The sequence below is a fragment of the Maritimibacter sp. UBA3975 genome, assembly GCF_002384975.1.
Taxonomy (GTDB): Bacteria; Pseudomonadota; Alphaproteobacteria; order Rhodobacterales; family Rhodobacteraceae; genus Maritimibacter.
Genome location: NZ_DGCP01000009.1, coordinates 686,546 through 704,810, shown reverse-complemented (window position 1 = coordinate 704,810; position 18,265 = coordinate 686,546). Strand labels below are relative to the sequence as shown.

At 65.7% G+C, this 18,265-nt stretch carries 20 protein-coding genes; 9 read left to right on the top strand and 11 right to left on the bottom strand.

Annotated features, from left to right (window positions below):
• The 5 genes from B2585_RS08670 to B2585_RS08650 all read right to left on the bottom strand — a co-directional run.
• Positions 1 to 494, bottom strand: a 494-nt coding sequence (locus tag B2585_RS08670) for a Gfo/Idh/MocA family protein (protein WP_292022018.1), incomplete at its 3' end; no start/stop codon positions are given.
• A gap of 10 nt (positions 495 to 504) precedes the next feature.
• Positions 505 to 1,356 carry a class III extradiol dioxygenase subunit beta gene (locus B2585_RS08665; RefSeq protein ID WP_292022016.1) on the bottom strand — a complete coding sequence of 284 codons (852 nt, stop codon included), beginning with the start codon at positions 1,354 to 1,356 and terminating at the stop codon, positions 505 to 507.
• Complete coding sequence (ligA, locus tag B2585_RS08660) at positions 1,356 to 1,754, bottom strand: protocatechuate 4,5-dioxygenase subunit alpha (RefSeq protein WP_292022014.1); 399 nt, start codon at positions 1,752 to 1,754, stop codon at positions 1,356 to 1,358. Before ligA ends, B2585_RS08665 begins: the two co-directional genes overlap by 1 nt.
• Positions 1,751 to 2,692 (bottom strand): NAD(P)-dependent oxidoreductase, encoded by a 942-nt coding sequence (locus B2585_RS08655; RefSeq protein ID WP_292022012.1) that lies wholly within the window; start codon positions 2,690 to 2,692, stop codon positions 1,751 to 1,753. The genes ligA and B2585_RS08655 overlap by 4 nt, the downstream gene beginning before the upstream one ends.
• An 85-nt stretch (positions 2,693 to 2,777) precedes the next feature.
• Complete coding sequence (locus B2585_RS08650; protein ID WP_292022010.1) at positions 2,778 to 3,986, bottom strand: LysR family transcriptional regulator; 1,209 nt, start codon at positions 3,984 to 3,986, stop codon at positions 2,778 to 2,780.
• A 175-nt stretch (positions 3,987 to 4,161) separates the two neighbouring features.
• On the opposite strand from B2585_RS08650, the gene B2585_RS08645 reads away from it, so the two are divergent.
• The 6 genes from B2585_RS08645 to B2585_RS08620 all read left to right on the top strand — a co-directional run bounded on the left by B2585_RS08645 (position 4,162) and on the right by B2585_RS08620 (position 9,123).
• Entirely contained in the window at positions 4,162 to 4,899 is a 738-nt protein-coding gene (locus tag B2585_RS08645) for a PIG-L deacetylase family protein (protein ID WP_292022008.1), read from the top strand.
• A gap of 11 nt (positions 4,900 to 4,910) precedes the next feature.
• Complete coding sequence (gene ligK / locus B2585_RS08640; RefSeq protein WP_292022006.1) at positions 4,911 to 5,603, top strand: 4-carboxy-4-hydroxy-2-oxoadipate aldolase/oxaloacetate decarboxylase; 693 nt, start codon at positions 4,911 to 4,913, stop codon at positions 5,601 to 5,603.
• 74 nt (positions 5,604 to 5,677) lie between these two features.
• The gene (locus tag B2585_RS08635) at positions 5,678 to 6,736 is read left to right on the top strand and encodes a 4-oxalomesaconate tautomerase (RefSeq protein WP_292022003.1); all 1,059 of its coding nucleotides are present in this window, start codon (positions 5,678 to 5,680) and stop codon (positions 6,734 to 6,736) included.
• Position 6,737: 1 nt separating this feature from the next.
• Positions 6,738 to 7,631: an amidohydrolase family protein gene (locus B2585_RS08630; protein ID WP_292022001.1), complete on the top strand. Its 894-nt coding sequence runs from the start codon at positions 6,738 to 6,740 to the stop codon at positions 7,629 to 7,631.
• 271 nt (positions 7,632 to 7,902) lie between these two features.
• Positions 7,903 to 8,262 carry a protocatechuate 4,5-dioxygenase subunit alpha gene (locus B2585_RS08625; RefSeq protein ID WP_292022000.1) on the top strand — a complete coding sequence of 120 codons (360 nt, stop codon included), beginning with the start codon at positions 7,903 to 7,905 and terminating at the stop codon, positions 8,260 to 8,262.
• A gap of 12 nt (positions 8,263 to 8,274) precedes the next feature.
• Positions 8,275 to 9,123, top strand: a complete 849-nt coding sequence (locus B2585_RS08620; RefSeq protein ID WP_292021998.1) for a class III extradiol dioxygenase family protein — start codon at positions 8,275 to 8,277, stop codon at positions 9,121 to 9,123.
• A 132-nt stretch (positions 9,124 to 9,255) separates the two neighbouring features.
• On the opposite strand, the gene B2585_RS08615 is transcribed toward B2585_RS08620, so the two are convergent.
• From B2585_RS08615 to B2585_RS08605, 3 genes are all read right to left on the bottom strand, one after another.
• On the bottom strand, positions 9,256 to 10,680 hold the full coding sequence (locus B2585_RS08615; protein ID WP_292021996.1) for a UdgX family uracil-DNA binding protein: 1,425 nt from the start codon (positions 10,678 to 10,680) through the stop codon (positions 9,256 to 9,258).
• Complete coding sequence (locus tag B2585_RS08610) at positions 10,680 to 11,912, bottom strand: putative DNA modification/repair radical SAM protein (protein WP_292021994.1); 1,233 nt, start codon at positions 11,910 to 11,912, stop codon at positions 10,680 to 10,682. Before B2585_RS08610 ends, B2585_RS08615 begins: the two co-directional genes overlap by 1 nt.
• 74 nt (positions 11,913 to 11,986) lie before the next feature.
• Entirely contained in the window at positions 11,987 to 13,615 is a 1,629-nt protein-coding gene (locus B2585_RS08605; protein ID WP_292021991.1) for an AMP-binding protein, read from the bottom strand.
• 97 nt (positions 13,616 to 13,712) lie between these two features.
• Between B2585_RS08605 and B2585_RS08600 the strand changes: the two genes are divergently transcribed.
• Both B2585_RS08600 and B2585_RS08595 read left to right on the top strand, forming a co-directional pair.
• A complete protein-coding gene (locus B2585_RS08600; protein ID WP_292021989.1) occupies positions 13,713 to 14,366 on the top strand; it encodes a sulfotransferase family 2 domain-containing protein in 654 nt (217 codons plus the stop codon).
• Positions 14,367 to 14,548: 182 nt separating this feature from the next.
• Positions 14,549 to 15,220: a Hint domain-containing protein gene (locus B2585_RS08595; protein ID WP_292021986.1), complete on the top strand. Its 672-nt coding sequence runs from the start codon at positions 14,549 to 14,551 to the stop codon at positions 15,218 to 15,220.
• Between the two features lie 156 nt (positions 15,221 to 15,376).
• On the opposite strand, the gene B2585_RS08590 is transcribed toward B2585_RS08595, so the two are convergent.
• The 3 genes from B2585_RS08590 to B2585_RS08580 form a co-directional block, all read right to left on the bottom strand.
• Positions 15,377 to 15,874, bottom strand: coding sequence for a hypothetical protein (locus B2585_RS08590; RefSeq protein WP_292021985.1), 498 nt, complete (start codon positions 15,872 to 15,874; stop codon positions 15,377 to 15,379).
• A gap of 313 nt (positions 15,875 to 16,187) precedes the next feature.
• A complete protein-coding gene (locus tag B2585_RS08585; protein WP_292021983.1) occupies positions 16,188 to 16,895 on the bottom strand; it encodes an NUDIX hydrolase in 708 nt (235 codons plus the stop codon).
• 34 nt (positions 16,896 to 16,929) lie between these two features.
• Complete coding sequence (locus B2585_RS08580) at positions 16,930 to 17,349, bottom strand: DUF983 domain-containing protein (RefSeq protein WP_292021981.1); 420 nt, start codon at positions 17,347 to 17,349, stop codon at positions 16,930 to 16,932.
• A gap of 222 nt (positions 17,350 to 17,571) precedes the next feature.
• On the opposite strand from B2585_RS08580, the gene B2585_RS08575 reads away from it, so the two are divergent.
• On the top strand, positions 17,572 to 18,225 hold the full coding sequence (locus B2585_RS08575) for an EF-hand domain-containing protein (protein ID WP_292021979.1): 654 nt from the start codon (positions 17,572 to 17,574) through the stop codon (positions 18,223 to 18,225).
• Positions 18,226 to 18,265: the final 40 nt, after the last annotated feature.

The window sequence follows — 18,265 nt, the reverse complement described above, 5'->3', positions numbered from 1 at the left end:
CGCGGCTCGCCCTTGGCGTTGGTGTTGGTGCGGCGGAAGAAATAGGTCTGAACGTCCATCTGCTGGACCTTCAGCTCGCCCGCGTCGATCTTGTTCTTGATCCATTGGTGCGAGGGGTTGAACCGGCGCACCTGGCCCGCCATCGCGACGAGGCCGGTTTCCTTCTGCTTGGCCACGACGGCCTGCGAATCCGCAAGGCTGTCGGCCATCGGGATCTCCACCAGCACATGCTTGCCCGCGTCCATGCAGGCGATGGCCTGCTCGGCATGCATCTGCGTCGGTGTGGAGAGGATCACCCCATCCACGTCGTCCCGCGCCAGACATTCATCGAGCGAGGTGGCCCAGTGACCCACGCCGCGTTCTTCGGCGAAGGCTTTGATCTTTTCTTCCGTCGGCCCCATCACCGAGGTCACTTCCACCCCGTCGATATTGGCCAGCGCGTCCAAATGCTTGATCCCGAAGGCGCCATAGGCGCCAGCGACACAAATACGCATGACTTTCCCCTTAAGCGTGATTTTCAAGGATAAGATGGCCGACCGCCGTGTTCGACGCCGGCACATGGTAGTGTCGGTGAACCTCAGTCACCTTCTCGTCGAGCGCCCCGCGCATGACGAGCCACATGACCATCTCGATACCTTCCGAGCCGGTTTCACGCAGGAATTCCAGATGCGAAATCTTGCGCGCCTTTTCCGGCTCGTTCACGAGGATGTCCATGAATTGCTGGTCCCAGGTCGCGTTGATGAGGCCCGCGCGCTGCGACTGAAGCTGGTGGCTCATGCCACCGGTGCCGTAAATGTGGACGTTGATGTCCTCGTCCCAGCTGTCGACGGCGCGGCGGATCGCCTGACCCAGCGCGAAGCAGCGGTTCGCGGTCGGGGCGGGGTATTGCACCACGTTCACGGCGAGCGGGATGACCAGCGTGCCCCACTCGTCTTCCGGCGTCTTGTCGCCGAACATGACCGACAGCGGCACGGTCAGGCCGTGGTCCACGTCCATTTCGTTCATGATCGTGATGTCGAATTCGTCGAGCACGAGGCTTTGGGCGATGTGGCTCGCAAATTCCTGATGGTTCTTGACCACCGGCACCGGGCGCGGGCCCCAGCCTTCGTCGGCCGGCGTGAACTCGGCTGCGCAACCCAGCGCGAAGGTCGGGATGACGGAGGCGTCGAAGGCGGTGCAGTGGTCGTTATAGACAAGGAAGACCACGTCGGGCTTGTTCTTCTTGTTCCACTCTCGGGAATAATCGAACCCCTCGAACACCGGCTGCCAATAGGGCTGGTCGGTGATGTGCTGGTCCATGGCCACGCCGATGGCGGGCACATGGCTGCACGCGATGCCTGCTGTGATCTTGGCCATTATTTCTTCTCCCATTCGGATTTGTATCGGTTGCCTTCGGGGCTGCGTCCGCCGTCCACCATCATCTTGCGGTAGTCGTCGCGGCTCATGCCCGACATCATCGCGGCGAGATCCTGAAAGACGATCCCGTCGAAGGCGCCGAGTTTCGAGGTGTAGTAGATGTTCCCGCCAAGCTCGAGCAGACCGTTCCAGTCGCGGTCGCGCACGGCCTGTTTCTGCTCTTCGGTCATCTTGAACTTCGCCATGTGCGCTTCCGGGTCGTCCCGGAAGGCCTGACGGCCCGACTCTTTCGAGAGCGAGATGCAGAACTGGTTGAGCCAGTAGCCCTGCCGTGACCGGTCCGCGTCGAAGACGAACGTGCCGGGAATATCGTCGTATTCCTTTTCTTTCCTCGTCATGAGGTTTCCTCCAGTTGCGCGTGTGTGAGGGCCGCGAGGATGGCGCGGGCCCTGTCGTGATACTCCTCAGAACCGCCGACGATGCCGAGGTCCCCCATCTCTTGTTGCCACGCGACGGTGGCGGGCGCCATACGGGCGGGCAGGCCAAGGTCCGTCACGGTCTGCGCGACCTCGCGCATTTCGGCGGCCCGGCGCACCCCGTGGGTGGTCGTGCGCTCCATGTTATATGCGGCGCGTGCGGCCCAGTCCCAGCCGGGCATGGAGGCATCGAGCGAAGCGACGACCTCCCGGTCCACCCCTGCCTTCACGGCAGCCAGAATGCACTCCAAGGTCAGCGCTTCGACCCCCTTGATCATGATCGAGCGGATCATCTTGACCGCTGAGGCGCGCCCCACGTCGCCGGGCAGGATTTCCGCTTTCATCCCAAGCCGCTGGGTGAGCGCCCAAGCCGCCTCGGCATGCGGTCCGGACAGCAGAACCGGCGCTTCGTGCCGCTTGGGGCGGATCGGGGACATGATCGCCATGTCGACGTATCTTCCGCCGGCGTTCTCGACCAACGCAGCAGAGCCGCGCTTGGTTTCGGGGGCGCAGGAATTGCAGTCGAAGTAGAGCGTGCCGGCGGGCATCACCGCTGCCGCCGCGCGCGCCGCGTCCTGCGCGGCATCGGCGGTGACGAGCGAAAAGATTGCCGACGCGCCGACGAAGGCTTCCGCGACGGAGTTGGCCCCCGTGACCCCGAGCGCCTCATAGCTTTTCCACATGGCCTGCGCGGTCGGGCTGTGGGGCGTGTCCGTCTTGATGTCATACGCTGCCACGCGAACGCCCGGAACCGCCTCCCGCCAACCCTCGGCGAGGGCTTGGCCGGCTTCGCCGAAGCCTATGAGGGCGACCTTTTTGGACAGGTCGGTGGCCTGTGTTATCTCTTGATCCGTTCGCATGTGCCTTGCATGTAGGGTCGCCGTGGCCGGATTGGAAATTGATTGGTCCGAAGGTGTATTCATTCTGAGTATAGGTCAGGTGCCGTCAATCGCGCGCTGCGGCCCGGATAAGGTCGAGGAACCGGGCCTGCGTGGCCGTCGGCACCCATCCGGTCCGGGTGGTGAGACCGATGGGGCGAGCGCTTTCGGGCAGGTGCAGGTTTAGGCGCACCATGTCGCCGCGCGCGATCTCCACGGCGGCCTGATGCGGCGACAGGATGGTGAGGTAGTCGCCCCGCGCAAGCAGCCCGCGCACCAGCACCATCGAGGATGACACGATCCGCACCGGCGTCTGCGCCAGTCCCGCGATCCCCAGTGTGCGGAACAGGTAAGAGCCGCCCGGCGTCTCCTTCGGCGGGGCGATCCACGGGAATTTCAGCGTATCCGCGATGGTCAGCCCGGACGCGCCTGCGAGCGGATGCTCCGGCCCCGCCACCACGGCGAGCCTGTCGGTGAAAAGCGGCTCCTGCTCCACGTCCTCAACCGGAACCGGATCGCGCAGCGCCCCGATCAGCACGTCGATCTCGCCATAGCGCAGGCCCCTGAGCAACTCGCCATAGGGCGCGTCGATGGTGCGGATCTGCACGTTGGAGGCGTGGTCCAGAAGTGCGTTGATCGCCTCCGGCAGGATGCGGGTGCGCGACAGGGGCATGGACCCCACGGTAATCCGCGTGCTGTCACGCCCCGCCAGCCGGGTGAGGTCATCGAGCCCTTGGTTGAGTTCGGCTTCCGCGAGCTTCACGGACCGGGCGAACGCCTCGGCCTGCGGGGTGAGTTCGATCCCGCGCCGCCCGGCGGTGAAGAACGACATGCCGGACAACTTCTCAAGATCGCGGCAGGCACGGTGGATCGACGGTTGCGAAATGCCCAGCGTGCGCGCGGCGAGCGAGAAGTTTCCAGCGTCGCGCACCGCGATCAGGGCGCGCAACTGTGCCGCTGTGACCCGCAGGTGGAAGTCCGCGACCGGCTTGCCCTCGCGCCGGGCGAGGCGCACGGCGAGGGCTGCGCCGTGAGCCAGATGGGCGAACATGCGCCGGATGCGGGCGTGGAGCGCACCGCCTGCCTGGGTCGGGAACATTCCCTCGGGCCGCCGGTCGAGCAGTCGGGTTTCCAGCCGCGCCTCCAGCCCCGAGATCGCCTGCGTCACCGCAGGCTGGCTCAGATGAACCTTATGGGCCGCTGCCGAAATACCCTTGGCATCGGCCACTTCGAGAAACGCGCGCAGGTGGCGCAGGTTGGGAAATTCGACGGTCATGCGAGGCCTTTGGACAGGGCTCGCTTCATGAGCCCGAGACAAGACTATAGCAAATATTTATCAACTTCACGCGCGATTCAAATGGCAATCGGCCCCCCGCGTGGACTATGCCCGATCCAACGCGCCGGGCCTTTCCCGTGCGCGACCCATAACAGGTTCCCGGGAGAGAGACCTTATGTCCGACAAGAAAACCGCCCTCGTCATTTCCGCCCATTCCGCCGACTTCGTCTGGCGGGCCGGCGGCGCCATCGCGAAACACGCCAAGCTGGGCTACGACGTCACCGTCGTCTGCCTGTCCTACGGCGAGCGCGGGGAAAGCGCGAAGCTGTGGAAGCAGGAGGGCATGACGCTCGACAAGGTCAAGACCGAGCGCCGCAAGGAGGCCGAGAACGCGGCTTCCGCGCTGGGTGTCCACGACATCCAGTTCTTCGACATGGGCGACTACCCGCTGGAATTCACGCGCGAATACAAGGACAAGATGGTCGACGTGATCCGCGCCGTGCAACCCAAGTTCATGTTTTCCCACTCGAAATGGGACCCCTACAACACCGACCACATGAACACGACGCAGTTCGCGCTCGAGACCCGGATGATGGCGCAGGCCTGGGGCCATAACCCGGGCGAGAAGGTTCTGGGCGCGCCGCAGCTTTACCTGTTCGAGCCGCACCAGACCGAGCAGATGAACTGGAAGCCCAACATCTTTCTCGACGTGTCGGACGTGTGGGACAAGAAATGGGCCGCGATCCAGTGCATGCAGGGGCAGGAGCACCTGTGGCACTTCTACGAAAACGTGGCCGAGAACCGCGGCAACCACTTCCGCCGTAACTCCGGCGGGCAGGCGGGCGGCAAGGCCGCGACCCATGCGGAAGGGTTCGAGGCCATCTTCCCGCGCACCGTCGACGAGCTGGATTGAGAGGAGGCCACATGACCTATCAACCCGGAACAACCGGCGTCGTCGTCCAGAACATCGAACGTGCCGATCCCGCCGTGATCGATGGCCTCGGGGCCTGCGGTGTGGCGACTGTGCATGAGGCGCAGGGGCGCAAGGGACTGCTGAATTCCTATATGCGTCCGATCTATCCCGGTGCGCGGATCGCGGGGTCGGCGACGACGATCCTCGCGCCGCCAATGGACAACTGGATGATCCATGTCGCCATCGAGCAATTGCAGGAGGGTGACGTCCTTCTGCTCGGCACGATCAGCCCGTCGGACGCCGGATACTTCGGCGATCTGCTGGCCACATCGGCGCAGGCGCGCGGGTGCCGGGGGCTGATCATCGATGCCGGCGTGCGCGATGTGCGCGACCTCACCGAAATGAATTTCCCGGTCTGGTCCAAGGCGATCGGGGCGCAGGGCACGATCAAGGAAACGCTGGGATCGGTGAACGTGCCGGTGGTCTGCGCGGATGCGCTGGTGAACCCCGGTGACGTGATCGTGGCGGATGACGACGGGGTCGTCGTGGTGCGCCGGGAAGAGGCCGCCGAGGTATTGGAAAAAGCTCAAGCGCGTGAAGCGAACGAGGGCGAGAAGCGGGCGAAATTCGAGGCCGGGGAACTGGGTCTCGACATCTACAAGATGCGTGAACGGCTCGCTGAAAAGGGCCTCAAATATGTCTGAGCGGGCCATGCACAGCGCGTACACACCGCGTACACACGCTGTACATACACTTTGTGCATACGCCGGGTGCGGGCATGTCTGAGGGCGTGCGCTGCATGTGGATGCGCGGCGGCACGTCGAAGGGCGGATTTTTCCTGTCGGACGACCTGCCGTCGGACGAAGCGACGCGCGATGCCTTCCTGCTGCGCGTCATGGGATCGCCGGACATTCGCCAGATCGACGGGATGGGCGGGACCGATCCGCTCACCTCCAAGATCGCCGTGGTGCGCAAGTCCGAGAGGGAGGGGGTCGATGTCGACTACCTCTTCCTTCAGGTTTTCGTGGATCAGCCCATCGTCACGGACAAGCAGAACTGCGGCAACATGCTGGCCGGTGTCGGCCCCTTCGCCATCGAGCGCGGGTTGATCGACGCGACGGGGGACCAGACCCGCGTGTCGATCTACATGGAGAACACCGGACAGGTCGCCGTCGCGGATGTGAAGACTCCGGGTGGCGTGGTGTCCTATGCGGGCGAGGCGGCCATCGACGGGGTGCCGGGCACGGCGGCGCCGATCCCGCTGGAGTTCAAGGATACGGCCGGGTCGTCCTGCGGCGCGCTCTTGCCCACCGGCAACGTGGTGGACACCGTCGAGGGTGTCGAGGTCACGATGATCGACAACGGGATGCCCGTGGTCGTGATGCGCGGGGCCGACATGGGGATCACGGGCGATGAGACGCCGGAAGAGCTTGAGGCCAACGAGGATTTGCGGGCCAAGCTGGAGGCGATCCGGCTGGCCTGTGGGCCGATGATGAACCTTGGCGACGTGAAAGAGAAATCGGTGCCCAAGATGACGATGGTCACGGCACCCAAAGCCGGGGGCGCGGTGAACACGCGCACCTTCATCCCGCATCGCTGCCACAAGACCATCGGGGTTCTGGGCGCGGTGAGCGTGGCGACGGCCTGCCTGCTCGAAGGGTCGCCCGCGCAGGCGCTGGCCGAGACCGGGGAGGGCGACGAGCGCAGCCTTTCCATCGAACATCCCACGGGCGAGATGACCGTGATCGCGAAACTGGACGCGGCGGGAACGCCGGTGTCCGCCGCCATCCTGCGCACGGCGCGCAAGCTGATGGACGGCGAAGTGTTTGGAGACTGAGATGACCGAGACCCAAGTGAAAGACGCCGACTGGCTGGATTTCCACCCGGACCCCAAGAAGCCCGACTTCAAGCTGCCCGAAGGGGCGGTGGACGCGCATTGCCATGTGTTCGGGCCGAGCCCGGAGTTTCCCTTCGCGCCGGAGCGCAAGTACACGCCCTGCAACGCGGGGAAGGACAAGCTTTACGAACTGCGCGATTTCCTCGGCTTCACCCGCAACGTGATCGTGCAGGCGACCTGCCACGGCAAGGACAACGCGGCGATGGCGGATGCCTGTCGAACGGCGGGCGATCTGGCCCGCGGCGTGGCGAGCGTGCGCCATGACATCACGCGTGAGGAGCTTGCTGAACTCGACGAGGCGGGCGTGCGCGGAGTGCGCTTCAACTTCGTCAAGCGTCTGGTCGATGCGACGCCGCGTGAGCATTTCACCCAAGTGGCCGAGCGTATCCAGGAGTTCGGCTGGTCCATCGTGGTCTACTTCGAAGCCGCCGATCTGGAGGAGCTGGTGCCGTTCCTCGAAAGCCTGCCGGGGATCATCGTGGTCGACCACATGGGACGGCCCGACGTGGAGAAGGGTGTCGATCACCCGGATTTCCAGCGCTTCCTGAAGCTGATGGAAGACAACGACAACATCTGGTCGAAAGTGACCTGCCCGGAGCGTCTGTCCGTCTCGGGCCCGCCCGCCTATGACGACGTGGTGCCGTTCGCGCGCGCGGTGGTGGAGCGGTTCCCGGACCGGGTGCTCTGGGGCACGGACTGGCCGCATCCGAACATGAAGAGCCACATGCCCGACGACGGCAACCTCGTGGATTTCATTCCCCGGATCGCGCCGACGGACGAGGAACAGCGCAAGCTCCTCGTCGATAACCCGATGCGGCTTTACTGGGCGCGCTGACCGCGCCATGTCAGGCCGGGCTGCACGCGTGGCCCGGTCCCCGACCTCCCTGAACATCTGAACCTATAGAGACCTGCGCGTCCGGACGGCGGCGTATGGGCATTTGCGCCTGCCTGCACGGCCTTTCGTGGCCACTTTGCGTGCCCGTAGCCCATAAGATTTGCGTTCCGATCATTCAATCGACGCGGAACGGGATGTGGCTTGATTCAGGTCAAATTGGCGCGCGGCGGCGCGTGCGACACAGGCTCAGATCAATCAAGGAGGAACGGCCATGCATGATATGCCGGGCTACGACTATCACATCGACATTCCGGGCACGACGATCTTCGACGGCAAGATGGCCATGAAAGGCTATGCGCTGAACAAGATGTGCTACGACTTCAACAAGGCCGAGAACCGCGAAAGCTTCCGGGCCGACGAAGAAGGCTGGATGGAGAAATACGGCCTGAATGACGAGCAGAAGACCGCCGTGCGCGAGCGCAATGTGCTGGGTCTCATCGCTGCCGGTGGCAACATCTACTACCTCGCCAAATTCGCCGGGATCTTCGGCCTTGGCGTGCAGGATGTGGGCGGGCTTCAGACCGGCAAGACCACCGAAGAATTCAAGGAATACCTGGCGAGCCAGGCGTAAGGGGGACGGACAATGGCGAAAATTCTTGGCGGGATCACCACGTCCCACATTCCGGCGGTCGGCAATGCGATCCAGAAGGAGCTTTATGACGATCCGTACTGGAAGCCCTTTTTCGACGGCTATCCGAAGGTTCACCAGTGGATCAAGGATCACAAGCCCGACTACTGCATCAATATCTACAACGACCACGGGCTTGGCTTCTTCCTCGACCGGATGCCGACCTTCGCGATCGGGTGCGCGAACGAGTACCGCAACGAGGACGAGGGCTGGGGCCTGCCCGCGCTCGACCCGTTCCCCGGTGCGCCGGAGCTGAGCTGGCATATCGCCGAGAGCATGGTGGCCGATCATTTCGACCTGACCACCTGTCAGGAGCTGGCGGTCGACCATGGGTTCGTCGTGCCGATGCAGCTGTTCTGGCCTGGTGCGCCACATCACCCGGATATGCCGAAAACCGTTCCGATTTCGGCCAACACCGTGCAGCACCCGATCCCGACGCTGGCGCGGGCGCTGGACTTCGGCAAGGCGCTGGGCAAGGCGCTGCGGTCGTTCCCGGAGGACGCGACCATCGTGATCCTCGGCACCGGTGGTCTGAGCCACCAGCTGGACGGGCAGCGCGCGGGCTTCATCAACAAGGAGTTCGATCAGTACTGCCTCGACAACATCGTGTCGAACCCGGAAGAGCTGACCAAGATCACCCGCATGGAGCTGGTCGAAAAGGCCGGGGCGCAGGGGACCGAGTTCCTGATGTGGATGATGATGCGCGGGGCGCTGGGCGACGACGTGAACGAGATCACGCGGAATTATCACATTCCGATTTCGAACACGGCGGCCGGGACGCTTTTGCTGGAATGTGCCGCCTGAGGGATTGCGCCGCAGGGCTTCGCGCCCTGCGGCGCGGCGGGAAGGCGGCTGGCGCCGCCTCAGGAGGGCCAGCCCTCCTGACCTCCCGAAGTATTTGAAGAACGAAGAAGGGGGGCGCGGGAGCGTCCCTTTTCATGTCGGCAGGTGGGCGCGGGCGGCGCGGAGGTCTTCGATGAAGCGGGCTTCTTCCTCGGCTTTGTGCACAGGGTCCGGGAGGCGCAGGATGTAGCTGGGGTGGATCGTGACCAGGAGCGGCGCGCCGTCTGTCGTTTCTTCGATCCTGCCCCGGCGTTCGAGGAGCGCGCGGCGATCGCCCGTCAGGCTTTCGAGCGCGGTGGCGCCGAGGGCGACGGTGAGGTCGGGTCGCACGCGTTCGCGTTCGAGGTCGAGCCACCAGCGGCAGTGTGCGATTTCCTCGCGGTTCGGCGCCTGATGGAGACGGCGTTTGCCGCGCGGGGTGAATTTGAAGTGTTTGACCGCGTTGGTGACATAGGCCGTGGTGCGGTCGATGCCGGCTGAGGCGAGCGCGCGGTCGAAGAGTTGGCCCGCGGGGCCGGTGAAGGGGCGGCCTGTCAGGTCTTCGCGGTCGCCCGGTTGCTCGCCGACGAACATGAGGGGCGCGTCCGTGGGGCCCTCGCCGGGGACGGCCTGGGTGGCGTTCGCGTGGAGCGGGCAGCGGGTGCAGGCGTCGAGGGCGGCGTGGAAGCGGTCTTGCGAGGCGGTGAGCGCCTCTTGCGATTGGGCCACCCGGGCGGCGACCTTTTCGGCGCGGGCGGGCGCGAGGGTGGGCGTGGCCTCGGCCATTTCGCGGGCGCGGCTCTCGGCGGTGGCGATGAGCTCGGGGATCAGTCCTGCCTCGGGCATGTTGCGCCAGTATTTCTTGGGCATCTCGGCCTGCATGGCCTTGGGCTTCAGGCGGGCCGGGTTGAAGATCGAGCGGAAATAGGTGCGCCAGAGGTCTTCCGCCGCGTCGTCGGGCAGGTCGGGCCGCGGGGCGGGGTCCGTGAAGGTGAGGGTGCCGGCGACGAAATGCGCGGTCATGTCGGGCGTGAAGATCGACCAGTCCATGTCGCCGAAGCGTTTGGCGAAGAACGGCGCGCCGATTTCGAGGATCGGATGCGAGGGTTCGAACCACGCGGCGAAGCGGCGGCGGTCCGTCTGGGAGCCCATGTCGCGGAAGCGGACGAAGGCGTGCATCTTGTGGCGGTCGCGTCCGACCTCTTTCGCAAGTCGGTTGAGGTGCGCCACGCGCGGGTCGCCCCGGTCGTCGGTCAGGCGCGGGCGGGTTCCGAGCGCCCAGAGGAGCGCGTAGAGGCGGGCGAACCGTTCCGGGTCGGAGTGATGGACGGCGAGCCGGGCGAGGGCGACGAAATCCCGGGGCACCGTCGTCTGAGGTGCCGCGCGCGGGGTCGGCACGGTGGCGGCGAAGAGATCGCCGCCGCCCGCGCCCCGGTGCCAGAGGATGTCTTCGGGCGGCGTCTCACTGGCCAGAAAGGCGCGCGCGTGGTTGCGCCATGCCTCATAGGTGCCGACCTTGGGGAGCGAGACGCGCAGCATCAGAACAGCGACAGTTGCTCGGGCGGCGGGGCGAAGCGGGCCTTGAGGTCCGCCGCGTCGAGGTTGCGGGGGCGCCAGTCGAGGGCTGTAAGGAAGGGGTGGGCGTTCTTCAGGTTCGCGCCCATGCGCATGAGGTCCTCGTAACGCAGCGTGCGGTGGCGGCGGGTTTTCAGGATGCGGCCGACGGTGCGGGTGCCGATGCCGGGGACGCGGAGCAGCGTTTCGCGGTCGGCGCGGTTGATGTCGACCGGGAAGAGGTGGCGGTTGGCCAGCGCCCAGGCGAGTTTCGGGTCCATCGTGAGGTCGAGGTTGCCGTCGGGACGCGCGCCCGTGATTTCGCCCACGTCGAAGCCGTAGAACCGCATGAGCCAGTCGGCCTGATAGAGCCTGTGTTCGCGCACGAGGGGCGGGGAGATGAGAGGCAGGGCGGCGGAGCTGTCGGGGATCGGCGAGAAGGCGGAGTAGTAGACGCGTTTCAGGCCGTAGCTTGCGTAAAGCCGGGTGGAGCTTTGCAGTATGGTCGTGTCGCTGGCGCCGTCCGCGCCGACGATCATCTGGGTGGACTGCCCGGCGGGGGCGAACTTGGGGGCGCGGCGGCCAGTGTGGGTCTTGTCGCCCGCCGCCTCTTTGCGCAGGCGCACGTCGGCCATCGCGCGGCGGATGCGGGCGGGGGATTTCTCAGGCGCGTAGGATTTGACCGAGGCGTCGGTCGGCAGTTCGACGTTGATCGACAGGCGGTCGGCGTAGCGGCCTGCCTCGTCCAAGAGGTCGGGCGAGGCGTCGGGGATGGTCTTGAGGTGGATGTAGCCGCGAAACCCGTGATCTTCGCGCAGCATTCGGGCGATGCGGACCATGTCGGCCATCGTATCGTCGGGCGTGCGAATGATGCCGGAGGACAAAAACAGCCCCTCGATATAGTTGCGCCGGTAGAATTCGAGTGTGAGGGTCACGACCTCTTCGGGTGTGAAGCGGGCGCGTTGCACGTTGCTGCTGACACGATTCACGCAATAGGCGCAGTCGTAGATGCAGAAGTTCGTCATCAGGATCTTGAGCAGGCTGATGCAGCGCCCGTCCGGCGCGTAGGCATGGCAGATGCCGGAGCCTGTCACCGAGCCGATCCCCTTGCCGTCGCGCGAGTCCCGCTTTTGCCCCCCGCTGGAGGCGCAGGAGGCATCGTATTTCGCGGCATCGGAGAGGATCGCGAGTTTTTGGTCGAGGGTCAGGCGGGCCATATGTTCACATTATGTTCCTGACGTGCCCGCAGCAATCAGGCGCGTGGTGAACTTTCAGTGAACAGGCAGCGCGGTCAGAGGTCGGCCACCATCTTGCGCAATTCGAACTTCTGGATCTTGCCCGTGGAGGTCTTGGGCAATTCGGTGAAGACCACTCGCTTGGGTGTCTTGAAGCCTGCGAGCTGGGCGCGGGTGTGGGCGATGAGTTCGTCCTCCGTCACCTCTGCGCCCTCCTTCAACTCGACGAAGGCGCAGGGCACCTCGCCCCATTTCTCGTCCGGTTTGGCGACCACGGCGCAGAGCGACACGGCAGGGTGATGCATCAGCACGTCCTCGACCTCGACCGACGAGACATTCTCGCCGCCCGAGATGATGACGTCCTTCGCCCGGTCGGTGATCTTGATGTAGCCGTCCGGGTGCTGGAACGCGATGTCGCCGGAGTGGAAATAGCCGCCCCGGAAGGCCTCTTGCGTGGCGTCCGGGTTCTTCAGGTAGCCCTTCATCATGACATTGCCGCGCGCCATGATCTCGCCCACCGTTTCGCCGTCCCACGGGACCTGTTGCATGGTGTCGGAGTCGAGGACGGTGACGTCCTCCATATCCGCATGTCCCACGCCCTGCCGGGCCTTGATGGCGTAGCGCTCGGTGTCGGGCAGATCTTCCCACGCGTCCTTCCACAGGGTTTCGGTGATGTGGCCGTATGTCTCGGTCAGCCCGTAGACTTGGCAGACGTGGAAGCCCAGCGGCTCGATGGCCGCCAGCGTTGCGGCCGGCGGCGGGGCGCCGGCGGTGTAGACCTCGACGATGTGATCGAAGGTGCGGCGGTCGGCGTCCTTGGCGTTCACCATCAGGCCCAGCACGATGGGTGCGCCGCCGAAATGGGTCACGCCCTCATCCGCGATGGCATCGTAGATCGCTTTCGCGGTGATGTCGCGGCAGGTGATGATGGTGCCGCCCACGGCCGGGATCGTCCAGGTGTGGCACCAGTTGTTGCAGTGAAAGAGCGGCACGATGGTGAGGTAGCGCGTGTCTTTGTTCAGGCCCCATGCGACAGCCACGCCCATCGTGTGCAGGTACGCGCCCCGGTGGGAGGAGACGACACCCTTGGGCCGCCCCGTGGTGCCGGAAGTGTAGTTGAGTGCGAGGCTTTCCCATTCGTCTTCCGGCATGATCCAGTCGAACGCGGGGTCGCCGGAGGACAGGAAGTCCTCGTATTCCTCATGCGTGCCGCTGGCCGGGTGGCCCGCTTCCGGGGCGGCGACTTCGACGACCTTAGGCTTTGGTCCGTCCATCTGCGCGATGGCTTTTTCCACCACGGTCAGGAACTGGGTGTCGGCGAGCACCACCTTGGCCCCGCCATGTTCGAGGATGTAGGCCACCGTGCCCACGTCGAGGCGCACGTTGATGGTGTTCAGGATCGCCCCGGCGGCGGGCACGCCCCAGCTTGCCTCGACCTGGGCGAGCGTGTTGGGGATCACGGTCGCGACCACATCACCTGGGGCGACACCGGCGCGGGCCAGGGCGGAAGCGAAGCGCGAGGCGCGGGCGTGGGTTTCGCCCCATGTGAACCGCCGGTCGGCGTGAACCACCGATGTGCGTTCGGGGAACAGGCGCGCGGCGCGCCGGATATGCGACAGCGGCGTGAGCGGCACGAAGTTCGCCGCGTTCTTCTCAAGCCCGGTTTCGTCGGCCAGCCAGCCCATGATGTCCTCCCTTGGTCTCCCGCGCCCGATTAGGACGGATCGTTCGCGTGCGGTCAATCCGGGTTTTCGCGGATGCGACACGGGGTTACGGTTCGCCATGATCCTTTCGCGCGGTCGCCGCTATATCTTCGTCCATGCGCCCAAGACGGGCGGCACGTCGTTGGCCCTCATGCTCGAGGACAAGGCGATGAAGGACGATATCATGCTGGGCGATACGCCCAAGGCGCGCAAACGGCGTGGCAAGGTGCGCGGGATCGAGACGTCAGGCCGGCTGTGGAAGCACTCGATGCTGACCGATCTTTATGGGCTGGTGACGCAGGAGGAGATGGAGGATTTCTTCGTCTTCACGCTCGTGCGCAATCCGTGGGACCGGATGGTGAGCTATTATCACTGGCTCGGGGCGCAGGCGTTCGACCACCCGGCGGTGGCCAAGGCCAAGGCGCTGGACTTCGCGGCGTTCGTGACGGACCCGATGATCCTGCGGTCGATGGAGCTGAACCCCTATGGGCGGTACGTCGAGGACCGCGACGGGGTCGAGCGGGGCGATCATTTCATCCGGTTGGAGCGGTTCGGCGAGGATCTGGCCCCGGTCGAGACCGCCCTCGGCCTGAAATTTAACGAAATTGCCCACGAAAACGCCTCGAATCGGGTTCGGGACTACCGGAAGGCTTATTCCAAAGAGGGAATTGAGGCAGTCGCACAGGCCTGCTGCACCGATATTGAACGCTTTGGATACACATTCGACGGGTGAGTTTGTTCCCGGAGGGGCGACAATACGGCCTGAACTGTCGCGACCGTCGAAAAATCCGCAACATTGCCAAGAATTGACCTTATTTGCGCCCGAGAATCTCCCCCGGTCCTTCCCGAGTGTGACCTTGCGACGGAGAAACGGGCTGCCACCTGTCCCGTCGGACCTAACCTGGGGACTACGACATGCTCGGTATCATCGACCTCGACGCCCATAGGGCAAAGCGCGACCCGCTCGGTGATACCGGGCAGGACCAGTCAACCTACCGCACCAAGGGGATTTACGCCGGGTCGCGGCTGGCGACCGCGAAAGGCTGGCGGCGCGCCTCGGAGATCGCGGTGGGCGATCTCGTCCTGACCTTCGATAACGGAATGCAGCCGGTGGTCGCCGTGACCCGCACCGCCGTGCTTGCCGGGCGTCACCTGCCCGAGGCGGCCCTGCCGGTTCATGTGCCGGCGGGCGCGCTGGGCAATCAGACCGAGATGGAGCTTGCGCCGGGACAATCGGTCATGGTGGAGAGCGACGCGGCCGAGCGGCTGTTCGGGGATCCGTTCGCCGTTCTGAAGGCCCGTGACCTTGTCGGGTTCGCGGGAATCGGCCGGAGCGACGGACCGGCGGTGTCCGAGGTGGTCACCGTTCATTTCGCGCAGGACGAGGTGGTGCATCTGGATGGTGGCGCGCTTGTCGTGGCGCCGTCCGACGTGCCGGGCGAGACGACGCTGGCCTTTCTGTCCGCGACGCGCCAGCCCGCCTTGTATGCAACTTACACCGGCGAGGACGCGCGACTTCTGGTCGCCGCGATGACTCGTGACACCGACCTGCGGGGGGTGGGGGGACCGATGCGTTCCGCCGCCTGAGCGGGCCGCGGCGCGCGCCGAACGCATCCCTGGCGCGCGTCGCGTTCGCAGATTTCAGTTTTTTCGCGCTCGTTCCTGCCCCCCATTTCACCAGCGCGAAAACGCCCCGTCCGACCCCCTTGCCGGACGGGGCTCTTTTTTGTCCGCCGGGCGGGCCTAGTGGAAGAAGCGCTGGGTCGGGAAGGCGATGACGCCGTCTTCCGAAAGCCGTTCGCTTGCATGAGACGAGCCCGCGCGCGCGGCGGCGAGGAGGTCGCGCACCCCTTCGGGCGGGTGGCCTGTGGCCGCCGCGATCACGTCGCGCATATGGGGAAAGGAATAGGCCTGTTCGGTGAGCGTCGCCGCGTCATAGGCGGTCTGGCCGAGGCCCGCGTAGTGGCGCAACGAGCCGCCCGCGCGGCGCAGGCGGCGCTCGAACACGGAGCAGGCGATAAGGCAGGTATCGGCGAGCGCGCGCAGTTCGGAGGTATCGGCCCTGCGGTCCATCGCCTCGACCACCCGGATCGTCAGCCCGTCGACTTGAACCTGCTCGCGCATGTAGCGGGCGAGGGTGATGGCGATGTAATGGCGCAACGTATCGGTGAGGGGAATTCCCGTCTCCCGCATCCCATCCGCGACGAGATCGTCGGCGGCGGCGACAAGCGCATCCTGCATCGGTGATACCTCCTTGTTTTTGCCGGGTCCTTTCCTGTTCAACGCGGGCCCATGGGAAAAGGTTACCGCGCCTTGAAATTTGATCAAAAGAAAAATGGCGGATGTGGCACAGGTGTTGCCCGGTTGCCCTCGACTTGGGCAGGGATGCGCGGATTTCCGGCGCGTCGGGGAAGGTCCGGCGGTTTTCGACATGAGCGCTGGCGCGCGCAGGATTTGCGCCGCCCCGGCTGCGCCGGGTCGTCGCGGTGGGGGGCGCTGCCCCCGTCGCGCCTGCGGCGCGACTCCCCCGGGATATTTTCAGACCGGAAAGAGGTCAGCCGAGCGGGCTTGCCCCCTGAAGGCGCAGGAAGAGCGATTCCTCTTCGTCGTTCTTGAAGTAGGGCACGCTTGGCGGGGCGTCGAGATCGGGCAGGCGGCCTGCGATCTCGGCCAGAACGACCTGCGTGATGAAGGGCAGGTCGAAGTCGCGCACGTCGGCGAGGGAAATCCACTGGAGATGGCTGAGCTCGTCGGCGGCGCCCGAGAAATCGTCCGGGTCCGTCTTGAGCCGTGCCGCATCGGCCACGAAGAAACGCGCGTCGAAGCGACGGGGGCGCCCCGGTGGCGTGATTGCGCGGAAGACGAAAGCGAGCCCGTCGGGGGACGGGATGTAGCCGGACTCGGCGAAGGCGCGCCAGTTGTCGGGGGGCGGGGAGGGCCAGGTGCCCGGCGTGCCGAGGATCTGGCCGGTCTCTTCCCACAATTCGCGGATGGCGGCGGCGAGCAGGGCCGGGCCGATGCCGTCGGGTGCATCTTCGCCGAGGCGGGTGCGGCAGGGCTCGGCCCCCTGTTCGGCGACGGGCAGGCCGTGGTCCGTCTTGTCGACCGCGCCGCCGGGAAAGACGAACTTGTTGGGCATGAAGGCGGCCTTGGCGCCGCGCTGCCCCATCAGGACGCGCGGCTTCGTGTCCGCATCACGGATCAGCACCACGGTCGCGGCGTGTCGGATGACCTTGGACTTGTCGATCGTCTCGGCGTTCATGCGCCCCCCGGAAGTTGCGGGGCGCGGCCCCCGTTCATGCCTCTGATCTGGCCTCGGGCGGGGCGAAGCCATGCATCCGCTTGGCCCATTGCACCCCCACCATGAGGCCTTTGAACCTTGGCAGAAGGTAGAGGGAAAGCGCAACCGCGAGAATGGCCAGCACCGAGAACAGCACCATCGGGTCCGGGCGGAAGATCGTGAAGCCGAAGTGGAAGAACGGCACGAGCAGGTGGCCCACCACCAAGATCGTGAGATAGGCCGGGCCGTCGTCGGCGCGCTGGTGGTGCAGGTCTTCGCCGCAGACGGTGCAGGTGTCGCGCACCTTCAGGTAGCTTTTCATCAGGGGGCCGGTGCCGCAATGCGGGCACTTCTTGCGCCAGCCGCGCCAGACGGCGGGCTTCAGGGGACGTTCCGCGCCGGTATCGGGCGCGGGGGCCGTGGAGGTGGCAGTCATCGCAGATCTCACTCGGGGCTGTGTTCGCCACGTCTAGATAGGGTGTCGGCGCGCGTTTTGCCATGACACGGAATGTCGCGGGGCGGCTGAGCGGAAAGACGCTGCGATTTTTTTCGCGCTTTGGCGACGGAAGCGGCGCAGGCGCCCGTTTGAAGGGCATGTCACGGTCGCAACGGGCCGGGCGGCAAGGCAGGACACCTTGACCCTTATGGAGAGAACAACATGAAACGTGCGATGAAACTGACAGGCTACGGGCTCCTCACCGGCGCGGCGATGACGCTGGCGGCCTCCGGCGTGGCGATGGCGCGCGATGGCGGGCACAAGATGGGCGACATGCGCGGCCAGATGCGCGGCGCGCCGGTGGCGTTTGCCGAGCTCGACGCGAATGGTGACGGGCAGATCACGCAGGATGACCTGACGCAGCGCGCGGGCGAGCGGTTTTCGCAGGCGGATGCGGATGGCGACGGTGCCGTGACGCTGGCTGAACTGACCGAGGCCGGGATCGCCCGGTTCGAGGAGCGCCATGACGCCCGAATGGGCATGGCGGCCCCCGGTGCCGTGCCGGGCCGGCCCTCGGATGCGCAGGTGCGCGCGCGGGCCGAGGATATGGCCGGGCGGCTTCTGGCGCGGGCCGATGCGGACAAGAGCGGCACGCTCGAAGCCGGAGAGATGACCGGTGGACGGGGCATGGACCGGCTGTTTGACCGGGCTGACGCGGACGGTGACGGCGCGGTGACGGAAGAGGAATTCGAGACCGCGCGCGCCGAGATGATGGAGCGGATGCAGGGGCGCGATCACGACCGCGCCGGACGCGACGGTCCGCGTGACGGGCATGGTCCGCGCGGCGGGCAGGCGCCCTGGATGCGCAACAACTGAGGCCTTTGAGAGACGGGGCGGGCCCAACGCGGCCCGCCCG

Bases quoted from the DNA above. Each gene is read 5' to 3' on its own strand.
- B2585_RS08575 (WP_292021979.1), top strand. From the start codon at position 17,572: ATGAAACGTGCGATGAAACTGACAGGCTACGGGCTCCTCACCGGCGCG.
- B2585_RS08630 (WP_292022001.1), top strand. From the start codon at position 6,738: ATGACCGAGACCCAAGTGAAAGACGCCGACTGGCTGGATTTCCACCCG.
- B2585_RS08645 (WP_292022008.1), top strand. From the start codon at position 4,162: ATGTCCGACAAGAAAACCGCCCTCGTCATTTCCGCCCATTCCGCCGAC.
- ligK (WP_292022006.1), top strand. From the start codon at position 4,911: ATGACCTATCAACCCGGAACAACCGGCGTCGTCGTCCAGAACATCGAA.
- B2585_RS08635 (WP_292022003.1), top strand. From the start codon at position 5,678: ATGTCTGAGGGCGTGCGCTGCATGTGGATGCGCGGCGGCACGTCGAAG.
- B2585_RS08580 (WP_292021981.1), bottom strand. From the start codon at position 17,349: ATGACTGCCACCTCCACGGCCCCCGCGCCCGATACCGGCGCGGAACGT.
- B2585_RS08665 (WP_292022016.1), bottom strand. From the start codon at position 1,356: ATGGCCAAGATCACAGCAGGCATCGCGTGCAGCCATGTGCCCGCCATC.
- B2585_RS08610 (WP_292021994.1), bottom strand. From the start codon at position 11,912: ATGGCCCGCCTGACCCTCGACCAAAAACTCGCGATCCTCTCCGATGCC.
- B2585_RS08595 (WP_292021986.1), top strand. From the start codon at position 14,549: ATGCTCGGTATCATCGACCTCGACGCCCATAGGGCAAAGCGCGACCCG.
- B2585_RS08650 (WP_292022010.1), bottom strand. From the start codon at position 3,986: ATGACCGTCGAATTTCCCAACCTGCGCCACCTGCGCGCGTTTCTCGAA.
- B2585_RS08585 (WP_292021983.1), bottom strand. From the start codon at position 16,895: ATGAACGCCGAGACGATCGACAAGTCCAAGGTCATCCGACACGCCGCG.
- B2585_RS08625 (WP_292022000.1), top strand. From the start codon at position 7,903: ATGCATGATATGCCGGGCTACGACTATCACATCGACATTCCGGGCACG.
- B2585_RS08620 (WP_292021998.1), top strand. From the start codon at position 8,275: ATGGCGAAAATTCTTGGCGGGATCACCACGTCCCACATTCCGGCGGTC.
- B2585_RS08600 (WP_292021989.1), top strand. From the start codon at position 13,713: ATGATCCTTTCGCGCGGTCGCCGCTATATCTTCGTCCATGCGCCCAAG.
- B2585_RS08590 (WP_292021985.1), bottom strand. From the start codon at position 15,874: ATGCAGGATGCGCTTGTCGCCGCCGCCGACGATCTCGTCGCGGATGGG.
- B2585_RS08655 (WP_292022012.1), bottom strand. From the start codon at position 2,692: ATGCGAACGGATCAAGAGATAACACAGGCCACCGACCTGTCCAAAAAG.
- B2585_RS08605 (WP_292021991.1), bottom strand. From the start codon at position 13,615: ATGGGCTGGCTGGCCGACGAAACCGGGCTTGAGAAGAACGCGGCGAAC.
- ligA (WP_292022014.1), bottom strand. From the start codon at position 1,754: ATGACGAGGAAAGAAAAGGAATACGACGATATTCCCGGCACGTTCGTC.
- B2585_RS08615 (WP_292021996.1), bottom strand. From the start codon at position 10,680: ATGCTGCGCGTCTCGCTCCCCAAGGTCGGCACCTATGAGGCATGGCGC.